This window comes from Arthrobacter ramosus (assembly GCF_039535095.1).
GTDB lineage: Bacteria > Actinomycetota > Actinomycetes > Actinomycetales > Micrococcaceae > Arthrobacter > Arthrobacter ramosus.
The window spans coordinates 2,234,724-2,253,657 of record NZ_BAAAWN010000001.1; the positions used below are offsets into that span (position 1 = coordinate 2,234,724).

Genomic DNA, 18,934 nt, shown 5'->3' on the forward strand with positions numbered 1-18,934 from the left:
GCCACCTTCCCGGCCCGTCAGTCAGTCGTGCTTGCGCGCTCGACTTGGCTGTACACGCGGTGGTTCGCCCGGCATCTTCGGGTAGTCCGGCGGGAACGGCAACTCCCCGAGCCCGGCGCCGACGTCGCGTTCCCACCATTGAAGCAGGACGTCAATTTTCCCTGCTTTGGAGTTCATGTCACCCCAAGGGTCCCCCACGGATTTAAGCCTTCCGGGCACGGTGAGGATCGTGAAGTTCTTCGGGTCGGCAGTTTCCAGTTCCTCCCAAGTGATTGGACATGAGACCGGAGCATGAGCGAGCGCGCGCGGGCTGTAGGCGCCGGCTATCGTGCGGTCGCGGTTGGCCTGGTTGAAGTCCACGAACACCCGTTCGCCTCGTTCTTCCTTCCACCAAGCCGTGCTGACCTTGTCCGGCATCCGCCGCTCGAGCTCCCGTGCGGCGGCAATCACGGCATGCCGGACGTCCAGGAACTCATGCGAGGGTTCAATCGGGGCGTAGACATGAAGTCCCCGGTTTCCTGACGTCTTGATAAAGGTGGTCAGCCCGGCCTCGGCAAGTACGTTCTTCAGCTCAAGCGCGGCGGGAATCGCGTCGTCGAAATCTGTTCCGGGCTGCGGGTCCAGATCGATCCGCAACTGGTCGGGGTTGTCCGTGTTTTCGGCACGTGACGGCCAAGGATGAAAGACCACCGTATTCATCTGGACGGCCCACACTGCCGCGGCCGGCTCGTCGAGGACCAATTGGGGATGCGAGCGCGCACTCGGATAGATCACCTTTACCGACCGGACAAAGTCCGGGGTTCCTTTCGGCGGATTCTTGGAGAAGAACTGTTCTCCGTCGATGTTGTCCGAAAAGCGCTGCAGCGAGACCGGCCGGTCACCGTTCGCCGCTAGGAATGCTTCCCCGACATCAGCAATGTAATGCGCGAGGTCCAGCTTGGTCAGGCCCAACTCCGGCCAGAGAATCCGGCTGGGACTGGAGATCCGCATTTCCCGGGAACCGTTCGGCCCATCAACGGTGAGGGTGATTGCTTCGGTAGCCATGGGGACAAGTTACCCCAGCGCTGCCCCGGACGTCAGCACCACGGCGCTCTCAGCGACTCGGACACCATGCTTGCCCTCTGGATTCAGCTCCGGCCCACCTTTGCGGCGGTAAAGAACCGCCCTTGTCCATACACATCTCATGGCGACGGTTTCAGCACCATCGCCGAGCCGCCGCCGCGTCTGACCGGCTCGGCGGCCGCGATCATGCGCCCGTTCGGCCTGAACTCGATCGCGGTTGCGGCACCGATCTCGGCCGCCGAAGTGAAAGCGTCGCCGGATGGCGTGAACCGGTGGCCATATGGTGTGAGTTGGCTCCCGTACGCCGTGATGAACTCCGGTTCGGCCGTGACCGTTGCCGTGTTCCGTTGAGAGGCGCGCGGTGCAGCGATCGCGTCGGAAATGCTCATGCCCAGGTCCACCCTGTTCAAGATGGTCTGCAGCACCGTGGTGATGATCGTCGATCCGCCGGGCGAGCCGAGAGCGAGGAACGGCTTGCCATCCTTGAGGATGATGGTCGGGGACATCGAAGAGCGTGGGCGCTTGCCGGGATCGATTCGATTGGGGTCGCTCGCGCTGTAAACGGCCGAGAAATCGGTCATTTCGTTGTTGAGCAGGAACCCGCGTCCCGGCACCACGATGCCTGATCCGCCGGTCTGCTCGATGGTGAGCGTGTATTCGACCACGTTCCCCCACTGGTCGGCGACTGTCATGTTGGTCGTCGAGATGTTTTCGGTGTCCTTCCCGTCGGCGAGTGCCGCCGCAGAAACCGGGCACGCGCCGTCGTACGTGGACACATCTCCCGGCGCGACGGGCTTCGTGGCCGCGTGCAGTGGGTCGATCTTGCAGGCGCGCTCCTTGCCGAACAGCGGGTCAGTGAGCGCGGCGGTGGGAACGTCGACGAACGCAGGGTCGCCCACGTACTTTCCACGGTCGGCGAAGGCGAGCGCGCTCGCCTCGAGGTAGTGGTGCAGGGCAGCTGGCTTGGACATCTCCGAAAGGTTGACGGTGTCCAGGATGTTCAGCGCCTCGCCTACCGTGGTACCCCCGCTGCTCGACGGCGCCATGCCGTAGACGTCGAGGCCGCGGTAGTCGACGTGGGTGGGCGCTTGGTCCAGGGGCTCGTACGCGGCGAGGTCGGCTGTGGTCATGTGCCCCACGGGGATGGGCAGCGTGGTGGTGGCGGTCTTGGGCGGGGCCTGGACAGTTGCCGCGATTTCGGCTGCGAGCGGACCGCTGTAAAAGGCCTGGGTGCCCTGCTTCGCGAGAAGCCGGTACGTGGCGGCGAGGTCGTGGTTCTGGAAGATGCTGCCGACGGCGGGTGCGTCGCCTCCCGGTAGGTACAGCTTGCTGGTGGAGCTGAACGCGGCGAAGCGGAGCTTGTTGTCGAGTGTCTGTTGGCGGAAAGTCGGGTCGACGACGAAGCCGCGGGTCGCGACCTTGATGGCAGGCTGGAGGGCGTCGCCAAGGCTCAACGTACCCCAGCGTTCCAGTGCGCGCTCCCAGGTGGCCGCCGTGCCGGGGACGCCTACAGAGACCCCGCTGGTGACGAGTTCGGGGGTGAAGTTGTACGGCTTCCCCGTGGCGGGATCGATGAACGCGTCATGCGGCATCGCCGCCGGGGCGGTCTCGCGCCCGTCGATGGTGCCGATCTTGCCGGTCTTCGCGTTGTAGAACACGAAGTAGCCGCCACCACCGATCCCGGCACTGTACGGTTCGGTCACGCCCAGCGTCGCGGCGGCCGCGACGGCGGCGTCGGCTGCGTTGCCGCCCTTGCGGAGGACCTCGATGGCGGCAGCGGATGCTTCAGGGTCGACGGTGCTGACTGCGCCGCCGTATCCGGTGGCGGTGGCGGTCTTTTCAGTCTGGCGCGGATCGGCAAAGGCGGGGTTGGCGACGACGCCGCTCGTCACGCTCAGCGCGAGTACTGCCGTCATGGTGGCCAGTCGAAGTTTGCGATGTGACATGGTCGCTCCTCAAATGGTGGTGCGAGGTGGGTGGGGCCACCCTACTCCGCGGCTACGCGACGCTCAACGGGTCCAGGCAACCCGGCAGCCCCAACAACCTTGTGCAAACCATTGACAAACTTGTACAAGTCTTTCCATACTTGCAGGACAAGGTTTCAACGAAGCAACTGGAGGACAGATGTCGGCAAAACTCACGGATGTCGCAAAGCTGGCAGGGGTGTCCCTGGCAACGGCGTCGCGGGCATTCGGAGACCCCGGCCGCCTGGCAGCCGAAACGCGGCAGAAGGTCATGTCCGCGGCCGAGCAATTGGGTTACGACGTACCCGGAGTCACGGGCAGCCGAACATTCGGCGTCATCGTCCCGGACATTTCCAACGCCGTTTTCGCTGCCCTCATCAAAGCCATCCAGGACCAGGCATGGCACGGCCGCCACCGGATGGTCCTCGCCGACACCTCGGAATCCTCCTCGCGGGAACGCGCCCACCTCGAATCCTTCTCCACCGGCGTGGACGGCATCATCCTTTGCTCACCCCGGCTGCCTTCCGCGGAGATTCACGATCTCGCGGGTAGCGCACCGCTGGTGGTCATCAATGGCGAGGCCGAGCACGCCGCACGGGTGCTCATGGAGGCCGGCGAGGGAATCCGCCAAGCCGTCGAGCATCTCTACGCCCTCGGCCACCGCAAGCTGGCCTACATTCCCGGACCCGCGTCGTCATGGGCCAACGGTCAGCGCAGTGCAGCGATCACCCGCTTCTGCGCCGACTGGGGCATCGAACTGGTGACTGTGGGGAACCAGAATGCAACGGTCGACGGCGGACTGGCCGCGGCGGCTTCGGTAGTCGCCAGCGGCGCCACCGCAGTTATTGCGTACAACGATCTGGTCGCCATCGGCATGCTCGCCGGCGCCCGGACCCTCGGCTACCACTGCCCGGAGGACATCAGCGTTGTTGGCATCGACGACCTCGACATTGCCGCCGCGGCAGAACCCGGACTCACGTCTGTCCGCGTACCCATTGACCGAAGCGGCGCCCTCAGCCTTGAGCTCCTCCTCGAGCAGATGGCCGGAAAGCCCACCGCAACGGAGGCCGTCCACCTCAGTTCACAACTCATCGTGCGTGGCTCCACCTTTGCTGCGCGCACCGCAGAGCAAGCCCTCCAGGGAAAGTAACCATGAGAATCGTCATCGCCGACCCCAACCTGATGCCCCACCGCTCCACTTTCGAGGCCGCGCTCCCCGAGGGCGCGCTTACCTCCTGGCACGACAGTTGGAGCGAGCATGCAGTACTCACCGACCTGAAAGATGCCGACGTCTACGTCGGACCACGCTTCACCGAGGCCATGGGCGCGGCCGCCAGCAATCTGCGGCTCGTGCATGTGGGCGGTGCCGGCTACGACGGCATCGACGCCTCCGCGTTGCCCGCCGGGGCGGTCTGCGCGAACACCTTCCACCACGAAAGTTCCATTGCCGAACACATCGCCTCCGTTTTGGTGGCCCTCCGGCGCAACCTGATCGGCCAGGACGCGGCGCTTCGGAGCGGCGTCTGGTCTTCGTCTGTCTATTCCTCAGGGATCCGCCAGCCGGAAACACTCCGCGGTGCTGTGGTGACTTTCCTCGGGTTCGGGCACATCGGCGGGGCGGCATGGTCGCTCCTGACAGCCTTCGGCGCCGAGGGTATCGCCATTACCCGTAGCGGCAGCGTGGACGCAAAGGCCAACTCCTTGCGCTGGGCCGGCACTACCGAGCGGCTCGGCGAGGCCCTCAGTGAATCGGACATCCTGGTGGTCAGCATCCCGCTTACGGAACAAACCACCGGCATCATCAGCGCAGCTGAACTCGACGACCTTGGCCCGGACGGCTTGCTCGTCAACATTGCCCGCGGACCCGTCGTCGACGAAGCCGCACTCTACGAAGCCCTGAAAGACCGGCGGATCGCGGGGGCAGCGATCGATGTCTGGTACCAATACCCGGGCACTGACGGCCGCGGCGAACCATCCACCCTGCCGTTCGGCCGGCTGGACAACATCATCATGACCCCGCACTCCTCCGGCGTCACGGCAGAGACCTTCCGCAGCCGCGCACTCGAGATCGCCGAAAACATCACCCGCCTTTCCACAAACCAGCCGCTGAAGAATGTAGTGATTTCCCGATGACCCGAAAAATCGTCGACGTCGACGTCCTGGTAACCAGCCCGAGCCGCAACTTCGTCACCCTCAAGATCACCACCGACGACGGCATCGTCGGATGGGGTGACGCCACACTAAATGGCCGGGAACTCTCCGTCGCGAGCTACCTCCGCGATCACCTCGGCCCAGCTTTGCTGGGCAGGGACGCAGACCGCATCGAAGACACTTGGCAATACTTTTACAAAGGCGCGTACTGGCGGCGCGGGCCGGTGACGATGGCCGCGATCGGCGCCATCGACCTCGCCCTCTGGGACATTAAAGGCAAGGCCCTTGGTGTTCCCGTGTACCAGCTCCTGGGCGGCGCAGCCCGGGACAAGATCCTCACGTACACGCATGCCACCGGCTGGGACCTGCCTGAATTGCTGGACTCGGTGGACCAGCGCCGTGAACAAGGCTTCCGCGCCGTCCGTGCGCAGTCGGGCGTGCCGGGGCTCGACAAGGTTTACGGGGTCACCAAGGGTGCCGCGAGCTACGAACCCGCCGGCCGCGGCGCCGGTCCAGTCGAGGAAGACTGGGATACCGCCGCCTACCTGCGCCACGCACCAAAGATCCTCTCCGCGGTGCGCGAGCACGTCGGCCCCGAGCTCAAGCTCCTCCACGATGTCCACCACCGCCTCAACCCCACCGAAGCCGCCCGGTTGGCCCGCTCGCTGGAAGACGTGGACCTGTTCTGGCTGGAGGACGTCACCCCCGCCGAGAACCAGCGCTTGCTCCGTACCCTGCGCCAGCAGACCACCATTCCGTTGGCGATCGGCGAAGTGTTCAACACCGTCTGGGATGCCGAGTTGCTCATCACGGAACGGCTCATCGACTACATCCGCACCGCCGTCGTGCATGCCGGAGGCATCTCCCACGTCCGGAAGATCCTGGCTTTCGCCGAGGTGTACCAGATCAAAGGCGCACCCCACGGTCCGTCCGATGTCTCCCCCATCAACCTGTCCGCATCACTGCACCTCGGCCTGGCCACGAGCAACTTCGCCATCCAGGAATACATGGGCTACGACCCCGCGGTGTCCGAAGTCTTCCAATCGAGTTTCCGTTTCGAAGACGGTTACCTGCACCCTGGCGACGAGCCCGGCCTGGGTGTCCAGGTGGACGAAGATGCCGCTGCGAGGTTCCCCTACACGCAGGCTTACTTGCCCATCGCCCGGGAGCTCGACGGCTCCATGAAGGACTGGTGAAACATGGCCAGGTCAAGCCTCCCGCAGCTGAACGCGGAAACCCCTGGAATCCTTCGCCGGACCGTCGCCCCTGCTCCGGGCATCGTGCACCTCGGCTTCGGAAACTTCCATCGCGCGCACCAAGCGGTCTATACGGATGCCGCCGTCGCGGCGCAGGGCGGCGACTGGGGAATCATCGGGATTTCCAGCCGTTCCTCAGCCATCACCGATGCCATGCACGCCCAGGACATGCTGTACACGGTCGTCGAAATCTCGCCCGAGGGATCCACGTTCTCTACTCCGCGCGTGCATACAGATGCCTTCGTTGCGGCAGAAGACCCTCAACGCGTCGCGGCCGCCATTGGTGCCGAGACCACGCGAATCGTGTCCCTGACTGTCACCGAAAACGGCTACACCTATAGCCCGGCAACAGGCTCGCTGAACGTTGCCGATCCTGACGTTCAGCACGACCTCGCCAACAGCTCAGTCCCACGCACGCCGATCGCTCAGATCGTCCGCGGACTCCAGCAGCGGGCCCGGACCCACGGTAAGCCGCTGACGGTCCTCAGTTGCGACAACCTCGCTGACAACGGACACCACACCCAGCGGCTCGTCCGCGAATTCGCATCACTATTGCCCACAGCTGAAGCCGCCGAAACGTTGCGCTGGATCGGTGCCAACGTCACGTTCCCGTCATCGATGGTGGACCGGATCGTGCCCGCCACGACGGATCACTACCGCAGCCTCGTCGCCGAGCAACTCGGCTACGCGGACCAGATCCCGGTGCCCGCCGAGCCCTTCACGATGTGGATCCTGGAGGACAACTTCATCGCGGGCCGCCCGGCCTGGGAGGCTGGAGGTGCGATCTTCACCGACGACGTCGCGGCCTACGAGCAGCTCAAGGTCAGGCTCCTCAACGGCACCCATTCTCTGATCGCCTACCTTGGAGCCCTGTCTGGTGCAGCCACCATTCCGGACGCCACGGGCATCGGCTACATCGAAGCCGCCGCCCGTCACGTCCTCCGTGATGAGTACCTGCCGAGCGTCACGGTGCCCGCAGCCGTCGACGTGGAGGCCTACGAGGAGCAACTCTTCTCGCGTTGGCGTAACTCGGCATTGGGGCACCGGACCAGCCAGGTAGGCAGCGATGGTTCCGTCAAGCTCCGCCAGCGGATCCCGATCCCAGCCTTGGAAATGCTCGACGCAGGCGTGATGCCCCACTACCTCGCCCTCACCGTCGCCGCGTACTTGTCGTGCATCGCTCCTCTTCGGGGATTCGACCCCGGCAACCACGCCAACGAAATGCAGGACCCCGCCCGGGAAACTCTCCAAGAGCTCGCAGCGGGATCCGGCTCCGGGCGGGACCTCGCCGCCAAGGTACTCGGCGAACACCATCTTCTAGGTGACGAACTCGCGACTCGTGAAGACTTCATCCGCCGCACTGGTGAGCTGATCGACGTCATCCACCGGCAAGGCCCCCTCGCCGCCGCAAGCGCGGCAGCCGAATCCACCTCACTTGTTCCCGCACAGACCCGGAGCATCCGATGACCACCCAAGCAATCCGCCGCGCCGACGGATCCTCTCTGCCGCTGACCACGGAAGCGGCCGTCCTGCACGGCGCAGGAGATCTCCGTATCGAACAGAAGCCCCTGAAGCCCCTCGGGCCGAACGATGTCCTCGTTGAAATGCGCTCGGGCGGCATCTGCGGCTCGGACATGCACTACTTCGCTGACGGCCGCAACGGCACCAATGTCCTCCGGCAGCCTACTGTCCTCGGCCACGAGGGAGCCGGCGTCGTCATCGCGGCCGGCGAGGCGGCCAGCGTTGCCGCGGGCACCGCCGTCGTGATTGAACCGGCGTTGCCATGCCGGAACTGCCCCACGTGCCTCTCCGGACGCTACAACCTCTGCCCGGCGGGGACGTGCTTCGGTTCCCCGCCCACCGACGGGCTGTTCGCCCGCCACGTAGTGGTTCCCGAAACCGCGCTTCACGTTCTGCCGGAAATTGTCCCGGCGGAGATCGGGGCGGCCGTCGAACCGCTCGCCGTCGCCGTCTGGGCGGTTGAGCGCGCCCAGGTGCAGGCCGGACACCGGGTGCTGATCACGGGCGCAGGGCCGATCGGCCTGCTCGTGGCGCAAGTGGCGGCCTCCCGCGGCGCGTCGGAGGTCATCGTGACTGACGTCAACGACGACCGTCTGGCTGTTGCAGCCCGGTTCGGCGCCACCCGGACGATCAACACCTCGGTCACGGCCCTGGATCTGAAAGACATGGATCGCCTGATCGAATGCTCCGGCAACATCAGGGCGCTGGCTGACGGCATTCTGACACTGGCCCCAGCCGCCCGGGCAACCGTCGTCGGCCAGGCTCGCCCCACCGTCGACGGGATCCCCCTCGGTTTCCTCCAACGTTTTGAAATCGATCTGGTGACCGCGTTCCGGTACGCGAACGCGTTCCCGACGGCGATTCAGCTCGCCTCCACGGGGGTGGTGGACCTCCGGTCGATCATCACTGCAACATTCCCCCTCGCCAACGCCGCGGCCGCACTCACGGCCCCCGTGACAGACCCCACCAATCTCAAAGTCCTCATCACGTACTGACTCGGCCCACGTACGGGCCAGCGGACATCCATTCAAAGGAGTATGGAAATGACCACAGCAGCAAACCTCCCGCCCACGCCGGTGGACCAAAGCAAGGTCCGGAAGGCCGCCGTCGCCGGCCTCATCGGCACCACGCTTGAACTGTACGATTTCGTCATCTACGGCACTGCATCGGCACTCGTCTTCAGCAAGCTCTTCTTCCCCAACATTTCCCCCGCGGCGGCGCTGCTGGCCAGTTTCAGCACTTTCGCCGTCGGATTCCTGTTCCGGCCCCTCGGCGGGATTTTCTTCTCCCACTTCGGTGACCGCCTTGGCCGCAAGTGGGTCCTGGTAGTCACTCTGCTTCTCATGGGTGGGGCGACCCTGGCGATCGGGCTTCTGCCGACCTTTGGCCAGGTAGGACTCCTTGCCCCGATCCTGCTGTGTGTCTGCCGCGCGGCGCAGGGCTTCGGCGCCGGAGCGGAGCAATCGGGCGGCGCAACACTGCTCACCGAATCCGCCGCGCCTGGAACCCGAGGCAAACTGGCCTCCCTCATCATGGTCGGCGCCGCCGCCGGAACGGCACTCGGAGCACTCGTGTGGATCGCGGCCCAGTCGCTTGCACCCAACGACATGCTCACGTGGGGCTGGAGGCTCGTCTTCCTCTCCAGTATCTTCGTCACCATCGCCGCGCTGGTCATCCGGCGGAAGCTTGACGAATCACCCGTCTTCGAAGAGATCAAGCAGGCCCGCACCGAACCCCCGGCACCGTTGCGGGAGGTTGCCAAGTACGGCAAGGCCAACGTCCTGCGCGTCATCCTGATGAACCTCGGCGTCAGTACGCAGTCCTACACCATCCAGGTGTTCATGGCCTCGTACCTCATCACCGTGATCGGAACGGACCCGAAGTTCATTCCCCCGGTGCTCCTCATCGGCTCGCTCTGTGGCGGAGTCGCGGCGGTGTCCTTCGGAATCCTTTCCGACAAGATCGGGCGCCGGCGCGTCGTCTCGGTCATCACGGGCGCCCTCATCCTCTTCCCCGCCCCTGCGTTCCTGCTGCTGACCACCGGCTCGCCGGTAGCCATCGTGTTGGTGATCGTGGTCGGCTTCGTCCTGGCATGCCAAGGCGTGGTGGGCGTGCACATGAGCTACTTCCCTGAGATCTTCGGCAGCCGTTACCGCTACGCGGGTGTCACCTTGGGCCGCGAGTTCTCGTCCATCATCGGCGGAGGCATCGCTCCGATGATCTGCGCGGCGCTGCTGGGCATGTTCAGCAACTCATGGATTCCTGTGGCGATCTACATGTCGGTGACCATGCTCATCAGCTTCATCGCCACCCGCATGTCACCGGAAACCCTCAACCGCGATTTGACGGATCCTGAGGACGCCGCGCACGGCAAAAGCGGGGTTGTCGGGGTAACCTCCGAAGCGCAGCACGCCCAGTAGCACCTGGGCCCCCGACGGCGGCCCGTGCCGCCGTCGGGAACGCCCGCCAGCCAACCACGATACGAAGGACATCCAATGCTCAGCCTCGAGAACCCGGGCACCGCCTCCCGTCCGGCCCCGTCCGCAATCCTCCGCGCCTCCAGGGTCGTGGCAGTGCTGAGGGCCCGGCATGCGAAGGACTACGCCCCCGTCATTGAAGCCCTCCGGGACGGCGGGGTGCTCAGTATCGAGCTGACGCTAAGCACACCGGGAGTATTCGAGGAGCTTCCCCTGCTGCTGGAGCGGTTCGGCGAGTCTGTGGAAATCGGCGTCGGCACTGTGACCACTCCTGCTGAGGCCGAAACGGCACTCAACCTGGGCGCCGCGTACATCGTTACGCCCATCACCGAACCGGACGTCATCACCGCCTGTACCCGACGCGGCGTGCCGGTCTTCCCCGGCGGGCTCACCCCCACCGAGCTCCACACCGCTTGGAAGCTGGGCGCCACCGCCGTCAAAGTCTTCCCCGCTTCCACGGTCGGCCCCGGCTACGTGTCCCAACTGCGCGGCCCCTTCCCGGACATCCAAGTGGTCCCGTCCGGCGGCGTCGACATCGAAGACGTCCCGGCTTGGATTCGCGCCGGCGCATTGGCCGTCAGCCTCGGCGGACCACTCCTCGGCGACGCGTTCAAAGGCGGGAGCCTGGCTGATCTGAGCGCGCGGGCCCGGCGGGTCCGCGCGCTTGTTGACGAGGAAGGTGGCGAGAAGAAATGACCACCAAGCCTTACGTCGTCACCCTTGGCGAAACCATGGCGCTCATGGCTTCGGAGACACCTGGCCCGCTGGCGCATGCGTCCACCTTGAGCCTTGGCATCGGAGGGTCCGAGTCCAACGTGGCCATCGGCCTGCAACGCTTGGGCGTCCAAGCTGTTTGGTGCGGCCGCATCGGGGCGGATTCCCTCGGCCGGCTTGTTGAGCGGGAGATTCGCGCTGAGGGCGTGGATGTCCGCGTCGCCGTGGACGATGACGCGCCCACCGGCCTGATGATCAAGGAACGCCGCACACCCACGGCCCAGAAAGTTGCGTACTACCGCTCCGGCAGTGCCGGTTCCCGGATTGCCCCCGACGACGTCGACGATGAACTGATTGCGGGGGCGGCGTTGCTCCATGTCAGCGGCATCACCCCGGCGCTTTCTCCCCAGGCAGCGTCCACTTTCCGCTATGCCGTCGCTGCAGCCAAAGCGTCCGGCGTTCCGGTATCTTTCGACCTGAACTACCGCAGCAAGCTCTGGAACGCCGAGACGGCCGGAAGTGCCTACCGCGAGATTATCCCCGACGTGGACATCGTTTTCGCCGGTCTTGAAGAGGCCGAACTCGTGGTCGGGACAGTCCGCGACGCCGAACAGGCCGCAAGGTGCATCGCCGCCATGGGTCCCAGCCAAGTGGTGATCAAGTTGGGTGCAGACGGCGCCTTGGCATTCGTCGACGGCAAGGTCTTCAGGCAGGACGCACTCGTCATCGAAGCCATCGATACTGTGGGCGCCGGCGACGCTTTCGTCGCCGGCTACCTGGCCGAATTCGTAGAGGGCTTGCGGGCTGAGGAGCGTCTTCAGACAGCCGTCAGCACGGGTGCTTTTGTGTGCCTCGTACCCGGCGACTGGGAGGGACTCCCCCGGCGCGACGAACTCCGACTCCTTGGCAGCCATGAACCGGTCAGCCGATGAGCACATTCTTTGTAGGGGCCTATGCGGCTGCGCCAAGCTTGAGCGGATGGGATCCGTCGGGTGAAGGCAATCGGGATGGGCGTGCTGGCGCCGGCCTTCTGGCGGGGAATCCCTCTAGGGGACTTTCGGCTGAACCATGATTTCCAAACATTCCGCCAATCTTCACTTGAGGTTCAGGTTACCGCCGGTCCACAGGGATAAATTCGTAGGCAAGCATTGTCGTTGGTGGACCAGGCAGGAGAACGCCATGGGCGGAGCGGGTTTTCGCAGCGACTCCCGGATTCCAGCAAGATTTGGACAGAACAACCCAGGGCCGAGCCAGTTGCTGCTGATCCATTCCGACCGGGAAATCATGCTCTCCGTTCGGATGGGCGAGCATGTGCGCGGCCCGGGCGAAATCCTGGTGGGCTTCACCGCAGACGCCATCTTTGCCGGTAGCGTCCGATGTCTGGGCATTCGGTTCCGTGAGCGAAGAGTCTTGGGATCGTTCGACCTGCTCCGCGCATCGTCCGCGGCGCGTTTCAGCGCGTCGTTCGGTCGGGAAGACGGGTCGCCGGATGCAACATTCCTACTCGACGATACGGTTTCGGTGCTTTTCCCGATGGCAGGGCTCAAGGAATTGGATGTCGGGCGGCTCTATCCGTTCAAGGTCCGTGACGGCAGACTTACCGGAGAGAGCCTTCGATTTGCCCGCCTTGACGCCCAGAAGTGACCGCCGGACTACAGCTTTTGCGTCGCCAGTACCCAGCCAAGGTTTACGCCGGGGGCCTCCGATTTGGCAGTCACGGGGCGAAGCGACGGAAGCATCTGCGAGAGCGGTAAACTATCGAAGTCCATTTGCCGGCCGCTATTTCCGACGGCACCATCGATGAGCTTGGCGAGTGATGGGGACGGGCCGACGCCGAATTCCTGTCTCAAGTCGGCAGCGAAGCTACGATAGGTTTCAAGGGCGGAGACGAGGTCGCCGGTCGCGAGGTGCGCCTGTATGAGCAAGCGGTACGAGGACTCCCTGAAAGGTTCCAGGGCAATGGCCAGTTTGCTCGCAGCTTTGGTTTCCTCGGTGTTTCCCTGGCTGAGGTGGTATGACGCGATGGAGTCGAGGGCCGCCGTACGCAAAGCCCGGAACCGTTCCTGTTCGACCAGAATCCAGTCCTCGTACCATCCCGGAAGGAGCTCCGCCGTTCGTAGCCGTTCCCATTTAGGGTACGAATCGCTCAGCTTAGACGCCGGGGCGTCTAGTTCGCGTTCAAGGGCGATGATATCGACCATGACCTCGCGGCTAAGGGCTACGGAAACGTCGGTGTTTCCGTCGGCGTCAAGCAGGCCGGGGAGCTCATGGTTGATGTGCCAGATACTCACCCTGAGGCCAACGGCAGCCTGCGCGTCGGACGAGTCGGGCCAGAGAAGTCCAGAAAGGAAGGTACGCGGTCGCTCGCCGAGCAGTGCCAGCGCCGTGATCAGGCGTTGCTGCCGATGCGCAACCTTCTGTCGGCGGCCGTCCCGGGTCAGCCTCCACCCGTTGAGCAGGGTCAGGGACCACTGCGGATCTGATGATAAAACCACGTCTATACCCCAATCGAACGCCGAATCACTGGCGGGCAAGCGTCATGAGAATAGACACTATTGAATAATGACCAGCCCGGTCGCGAGTGGCCGCTACTTGAATCGGGGCACTCTATCGGATGCCCTACTTACTCGGTCCAGTGATCGCCCGGCACTCAAAACTCCCCTACCTTCACCAACTGCCCGAACATCCGGTAACGGCGCTGTAACGCGCACGGTTTCATGCTCGTCATTACACGCACCTGACCAGGCGCATGTAACCGCGAGCGAGATCGAGGTGTGGCCATGAACCATACAGACCTCCTGTCCCGGCGACCACGCAGTCGTTGCCTCGGGACTTTTGTCAGACGGTGTGCCGTCTTCGTGCCGATCGATGGTCAGGGGTGATGGCGATGTCTATCGGACAGTTGGAGCCTGCTGCCGGCCGGACCCCGGCGGAGTCGACATCGGGGAATTCGCTCCCGGCTGCGTCGATCAGCGTGGTCATTCCTACTTTGAACGAGGCATTGAATCTGCCGTGGGTGCTCAGGCGGATGCCGTCATACGTTGACGAAGTCATCGTCGTGGACGGTCGATCCGAAGACCTCACCGTGGATGTGGCGCGCGCGCTTCGCTTCGACGTCGTCGTGGTGAATGAGCTGCATGCCGGCAAGGGCGCCGCCATGCGCGCAGGGTTCGCCGCGGCCACCGGGGACATCATCGTCATGCTCGATGCGGACGGGAGCATGGACCCTAGGGAGATCGGCTGGTTCGTTTCACCCCTTCAGCACGACCACGATTTCGTCAAGGGCTCCCGATATGTCACCGGCGGCGGTTCCGACGACTTGACGCGGTTGCGCAATCTCGGGAACCGTGCGCTCACAGGGCTGGCAAACAAGGCCCTGCACTGTAACTTCTCGGATCTTTGCTACGGGTATATCGCCTTCCGCAGGGAGTGCCTGGAGGTCCTTGAACTCAAGTCCGATGGTTTCGAAATCGAGACCGAGCTGGTGTCGCGGGCGGCCCGGGCGGGGCTTCGCATCGCTGAAGTGCCAAGCCACGAGTTGTCCCGCATCTCAGGCAACTCACATCTGCAGACCTTCCGCGACGGGTGGCGCGTCCTGCGAACGCTGACCCGTGAGTGCGTCGGATGGGATGCGCCGACGGCGGGGGTACGTCCGGAGGCCCTTCGGCGCGTGAAGTACCGGTATCCGGACATGAGGTTTCCTCATGTTCCAACCGACCCGCAGACGGTCCTTGCGATGCTGGCGGACGGCTAATGCCCGGCGGTGCCGACTGGCCCAGTGTCAGCGTCGTGATCTGTTGTTTCACCGAAGCCCGGTGGGAGTTGCTGCTCCACGGGCTCGCTTCGGTTCAGTCTCAAACGCTCCGGCCGGAACAGCTTGTCCTCGTGGTTGACCACAACGAGGATCTGTACCGGCGGTTGGGTGTGTACCGGCGACTGACGGGTGCGCTGCTGGGGGTCGAAGTAGTGGAGAACTCGGGGCCCCGGGGCTTTCCGGCGCCCGCAACACCGGAGTGAAGGCGGCAACCGGTGACATTGTGGCCTTCCTCGACGATGACGCCGAAGCCGCCCCGGACTGGCTGGCCCGGCTCGTCCTGCTCTATGACGATCCGGATGTGTTGGCGGTCGGGGGCAGGGTTGAACCCGTGTGGGAATCAGGTCGTCCGGCGCACTTTCCCGAAGAGCTTGATTGGATTGTCGGGTGCACCTATAAAGGCTTGCCCAGAGTCGCGGCTCAGGTGCGTAACGTGATCGGCGCGAACATGTCCTTCCGCTGCGATGTCTTTGAGCGGGTCGGCGGGTTCAATGCTTCCCTTGGCCGGCAGGGTGATCGTCCGCTTGGATGCGAGGAGACCGAATTGTGTCTGAGGGCATCCATGGCCTCTCCCGGCACCCGCGTGGTTTACGAACCGGCAGCCGTGGTGCGCCACCATGTGCCTGCGACGCGCGGTACCCTGCGCTACATGTTGTCGAGAGCCTGGTCAGAAGGTGTTTCGAAGGCTCAGGTGACCCGGCTTCTCGGGCGGAGCCAAATCCTTGGACCGGAACGCCGATATGTCCGCCGAGTGCTGCCGCGCGCTGTTCTGGCCGGACTGCGCTCCTGCGCACACGACGGCGACGTCGGAGGACTGGCCCGGGCGGGAGTGATCGTAGCTGTCCTTGCTGTCACCGCGATTGGCTACCTGCAGAGCCTGTGGCAGTCGTCATCGCTTCCGGCGCGCGCATCCGGCTCCGTTATATACCGGCTTATTCGCGACAACAGTGGAGGCCGGCCCAGTGATTAACCAGCAGATTGCCACGTCACCGGCCGTTGCCTTCGACATCCACGGACGTGTCGGAATCAGGGTCGCCCAGGGGACGCCAGGTGAGGCACAGCTACGTGACATGCTTGCCCCGTTCCTCGGCCCTTCGGCTTCAAACCTTCAGTTGAACATCAGCGGCGGCGTCACTCCGGTTCCCGCGCAATCCCACGCCGAAGACGCCTACCGGTACACAGACGATTCACTGTTCCTCCCGGAGGACCGGGTTCAGGTCACCCGCACGGAAAACGGCTTCACGGTCGAGGGGTCGGGCGAACTGCTGACGGCGGTCGTGCCGCTGTTGGACCACTTGTGCATCAGGCAGGACACAGCGATGGTTCACGCGGCGATGGTGAACTACCGGGGAGCGGGCATCCTGATGCCCGCATGGGGCGGCGTCGGGAAAACAAGTACGGTCGCGAAACTCTTGGCCATGCCGGACGTCGCCTTCATGGCCGACGACTGGGGATTCATCACCGCCGAGGGGACGCTTCTGTCCTACGCAAAACCGATGTTCATCAAACCCCACCACCGGCCAATTTATCCGGACCTCTTCCAAGGAATCCGCAAGCCCCTCGCGCCGGGCTGGCTGACTTCGACCATCAGCAGCGTGGCCACCGCTGTACACCCTGTCATCGTCCGCTATCCACGCACGGCGGCGTTCACGCGTCGGTGGTCACCCGAGCACAGAATGGTCCACCCGGCAGACGTATTCGGCCCAGGGAAGATCGTTCCGCAGGCGCCCGCCCGGATCGCCGTCTTCCTCGAACGCTTCGACGGAGCGGAGGCCCGGTTGGAGCGCCGGACAGAAGCCTGGATGGCAGCGCGCATTGTGGGCAACTTTCATTCGGAATTGCCTTTGGTGTCGCGGCGACTCATCGAGGCCTTGGGGGCCACGGGTCTTGTGCCGTTGGGCGAGCATTTCTCCGCAAAAGCCTCCGTCATCACACGTGCGTTGAGTGATGTTCCTTGCTTCGTGCTTCGCCTTCCCGTGGCCTGGTCCGCCGACCGGACCTCAGATTTTGTCGCAGGCACCGTCACCTCCATGGTGGACGGCCGGCCGTGAGCAGGAATGCGGACGCTGGCCGCGTTCTGGACGTGTCTGTCGTGATCCCGGCCCGCAACGCTGCCAACTGGCTCGGCGAATGCCTGAAGTCTGTCTTTGACCAGAACCCCCGCGAGGTGATCGTCATCGACGGATGTTCGCACGACTCCACCGTGCAGATCGCCCGTTCCTACGGGGCACGCGTCATCTCCGACAAGGGGCGCGGACTCCCGGCGGCGCGGATGCTCGGTGCCAGGGCCGCGCACTCCGATCTTGTCGCACTCATCGATGCCGACGTCGTCGTACCCACAGGCGTCCTGGCAAAACTGATTGCGGAGTGCAAAGCAGGCGGCTTCGACGGTTTGCAGTTTGGACTTGTGAGCGAGCCCGACGGCGCCGGCTACTGGGGAGCCGCCCTAGCCTGGCACCATAACCACAGCAGAGTCCGCTCATGGTTTGGTGTCAGTGCCACGCTCATGCGCCGCAGCGTGCTGCTTGAGGCCGGGTTCGATGAAAGCTTCCGGTCGGGCGAGGACATCGAGCTCCGGATCCGGCTCGAGGACGGTGGATACCGCCTCGGCGTCTCCCCCACGACTTTCGTGAGGCACCGGTTCGCTGACACCTTCGGGTATGCCCGCGACCAGTGGCTCCAGGACGGGGCAGGCTTGGCGCGCACAATGTACAAGCACCCCGGCCGGGCCGGATGGCTGGTGCTGTTGCCTTTGCTCGCAACGGTACGAGGCGTCCTTCTCTCCCTGGCCACAGCCCCCCGATACCTGCCCTACTGGGCTGGCTTCCTCGTATACAACTACGGGGCCTTTTGCAGCACCTTGCTGCGCCTTCCCAAGCAAGGACTGTCCCTCGGCGGGAATGCGGTGTGGCTGGCCGCTGCCCGTATCACGCCAATGGCCGCGGGGTTGCTGTTCTGGGCACTTGCCGCTCTGGTGATTCCCCCCGATCGTCTGGGGTTGGCCTCTGCCGTGGTCTCCGCCACCATGCTGACGGTGCAATTGGGCATGCTTGGCGTCGGCCCCGCAACCCTGACGCTCCTGCCAGCCCAAGCGGACCGTGGCAGAAACCTGATACCGGCAAGCGTCGCAGCCGTAGGCTTCTCGTCGCTGCTCACGGCAACCGGGCTGGTCGTTGTGACCTATTTCTTGGGATCCGGCGTCGGGACCGCTTGGAAAGATCCGGCCGTGAGCGCCGCCTTTTTCGCGGCAGCGCTCCTTGCCGCTGTCGCGTACCAGTTCGACCACATCGCCGTCGCCCAGGCAAGGGCAGATCGGGCACTGACGCGCAGCCTAGTGCAGGCCCTGTTCCAGCTCGCCACCCTGGCGGCCTTCTTGTTTGCAGGTTACCGAGAACCGGCGGCTATCGTCGTCTCCGTGGCCACGGGCGCCTTGGCGAGCGTACTGCTTGGCCTGCACCAGCTCAGACGCACCGATACGGTTCCGGACTGGACGCGGGTGAATTGGCGCGACACGATGAAGGTCTGGGCGCCGAGCCTCCGGCAGCATGCACTGATGCTTGCCGACCGCGCGCCCGGCTACGTCCTTCCACTCGTCGTAGCAGCGGCCCTGAGCACGTCGGCCGCGGCGGCCTGGTACGTCGTCTGGATGCTGGCTTCAGCAATCTTTTTCGTGCCGCAATCAGCTGGCTACTCGCTCCAGACCGCCATCGCGGCGGACACCCCCGACCCTCATCTTTCCTCACTCCCGGCCTTGATCCGAAAGGCCTTGCGGACGAGTCTTTTCCTTACCGCCTTTGCCGGGTTCTGCTGCTGGGAGCCGGTTCACTGTTGCTGCCTCTTTTGGGGTCCGGCTACGCTTCGGCGTGGGTGCTGCTACCTGTGCTGGTCCCGGCGCTGATGCTCACCTGCTTTACACAGGTCTATTACGGGGTGTGCCGATCCACCGGACGTTTAGCTGAATCCACGGTGGTCGCG

17 protein-coding genes are annotated in these 18,934 nt (G+C 64.5%); 14 read left to right on the forward strand and 3 right to left on the reverse strand.

Annotation, left to right across the window (positions count from 1 at the left end):
• Positions 1–21: 21 nt before the first annotated feature.
• Positions 22–1,044, reverse strand: coding sequence for a non-homologous end-joining DNA ligase (gene ligD, locus ABD742_RS10345; protein ID WP_234753652.1), 1,023 nt, complete (start codon positions 1,042–1,044; stop codon positions 22–24).
• A 137-nt stretch (positions 1,045–1,181) separates the two neighbouring features.
• Positions 1,182–3,008, reverse strand: a complete 1,827-nt coding sequence (gene ggt / locus ABD742_RS10350; RefSeq protein WP_234753653.1) for a gamma-glutamyltransferase — start codon at positions 3,006–3,008, stop codon at positions 1,182–1,184.
• A gap of 178 nt (positions 3,009–3,186) precedes the next feature.
• On the opposite strand from ggt, the gene ABD742_RS10355 reads away from it, so the two are divergent.
• From ABD742_RS10355 to ABD742_RS10395, 9 genes are all read left to right on the forward strand, one after another.
• Positions 3,187–4,176: a LacI family DNA-binding transcriptional regulator gene (locus ABD742_RS10355; RefSeq protein ID WP_234753654.1), complete on the forward strand. Its 990-nt coding sequence runs from the start codon at positions 3,187–3,189 to the stop codon at positions 4,174–4,176.
• Between the two features lie 2 nt (positions 4,177–4,178).
• Positions 4,179–5,159: a 2-hydroxyacid dehydrogenase gene (locus ABD742_RS10360; protein WP_234753655.1), complete on the forward strand. Its 981-nt coding sequence runs from the start codon at positions 4,179–4,181 to the stop codon at positions 5,157–5,159.
• Complete coding sequence (gene manD, locus ABD742_RS10365) at positions 5,156–6,373, forward strand: D-mannonate dehydratase ManD (RefSeq protein WP_234753656.1); 1,218 nt, start codon at positions 5,156–5,158, stop codon at positions 6,371–6,373. The genes ABD742_RS10360 and manD overlap by 4 nt, the downstream gene beginning before the upstream one ends.
• Before the next feature lie 3 nt (positions 6,374–6,376).
• The gene (locus ABD742_RS10370; protein ID WP_234753657.1) at positions 6,377–7,900 is read left to right on the forward strand and encodes a mannitol dehydrogenase family protein; all 1,524 of its coding nucleotides are present in this window, start codon (positions 6,377–6,379) and stop codon (positions 7,898–7,900) included.
• Positions 7,897–8,949, forward strand: coding sequence for an alcohol dehydrogenase catalytic domain-containing protein (locus ABD742_RS10375; protein WP_234753658.1), 1,053 nt, complete (start codon positions 7,897–7,899; stop codon positions 8,947–8,949). Before ABD742_RS10370 ends, ABD742_RS10375 begins: the two co-directional genes overlap by 4 nt.
• A 48-nt stretch (positions 8,950–8,997) precedes the next feature.
• Positions 8,998–10,374, forward strand: a complete 1,377-nt coding sequence (locus ABD742_RS10380) for an MFS transporter (RefSeq protein WP_234753659.1) — start codon at positions 8,998–9,000, stop codon at positions 10,372–10,374.
• Positions 10,375–10,449: 75 nt separating this feature from the next.
• Positions 10,450–11,127, forward strand: a complete 678-nt coding sequence (locus ABD742_RS10385; RefSeq protein WP_234753660.1) for a bifunctional 4-hydroxy-2-oxoglutarate aldolase/2-dehydro-3-deoxy-phosphogluconate aldolase — start codon at positions 10,450–10,452, stop codon at positions 11,125–11,127.
• Positions 11,124–12,077 carry a sugar kinase gene (locus ABD742_RS10390; protein ID WP_234753661.1) on the forward strand — a complete coding sequence of 318 codons (954 nt, stop codon included), beginning with the start codon at positions 11,124–11,126 and terminating at the stop codon, positions 12,075–12,077. Before ABD742_RS10385 ends, ABD742_RS10390 begins: the two co-directional genes overlap by 4 nt.
• A 247-nt stretch (positions 12,078–12,324) precedes the next feature.
• A complete protein-coding gene (locus ABD742_RS10395; protein ID WP_234753662.1) occupies positions 12,325–12,789 on the forward strand; it encodes a hypothetical protein in 465 nt (154 codons plus the stop codon).
• An 8-nt stretch (positions 12,790–12,797) separates the two neighbouring features.
• On the opposite strand, the gene ABD742_RS10400 is transcribed toward ABD742_RS10395, so the two are convergent.
• Positions 12,798–13,640, reverse strand: a complete 843-nt coding sequence (locus ABD742_RS10400) for an AfsR/SARP family transcriptional regulator (RefSeq protein ID WP_234753663.1) — start codon at positions 13,638–13,640, stop codon at positions 12,798–12,800.
• A 392-nt stretch (positions 13,641–14,032) separates the two neighbouring features.
• Here ABD742_RS10400 and ABD742_RS10405 point away from each other — a divergent pair, with 392 nt between their 5' ends.
• The 5 genes from ABD742_RS10405 to ABD742_RS10425 are packed head-to-tail and all read left to right on the forward strand — an operon-like array spanning position 14,033 to position 18,857.
• Positions 14,033–14,899, forward strand: coding sequence for a glycosyltransferase family 2 protein (locus tag ABD742_RS10405; RefSeq protein WP_234753664.1), 867 nt, complete (start codon positions 14,033–14,035; stop codon positions 14,897–14,899).
• Complete coding sequence (locus ABD742_RS10410) at positions 14,899–15,162, forward strand: glycosyltransferase family 2 protein (protein WP_344787852.1); 264 nt, start codon at positions 14,899–14,901, stop codon at positions 15,160–15,162. The genes ABD742_RS10405 and ABD742_RS10410 overlap by 1 nt, the downstream gene beginning before the upstream one ends.
• Positions 15,159–15,929, forward strand: coding sequence for a glycosyltransferase family 2 protein (locus ABD742_RS10415; protein WP_344787854.1), 771 nt, complete (start codon positions 15,159–15,161; stop codon positions 15,927–15,929). The genes ABD742_RS10410 and ABD742_RS10415 overlap by 4 nt, the downstream gene beginning before the upstream one ends.
• On the forward strand, positions 15,922–17,010 hold the full coding sequence (locus ABD742_RS10420) for a hypothetical protein (RefSeq protein ID WP_234753666.1): 1,089 nt from the start codon (positions 15,922–15,924) through the stop codon (positions 17,008–17,010). Before ABD742_RS10415 ends, ABD742_RS10420 begins: the two co-directional genes overlap by 8 nt.
• A complete protein-coding gene (locus ABD742_RS10425) occupies positions 17,007–18,857 on the forward strand; it encodes a glycosyltransferase (protein ID WP_344787856.1) in 1,851 nt (616 codons plus the stop codon). The genes ABD742_RS10420 and ABD742_RS10425 overlap by 4 nt, the downstream gene beginning before the upstream one ends.
• Positions 18,858–18,934: the final 77 nt, after the last annotated feature.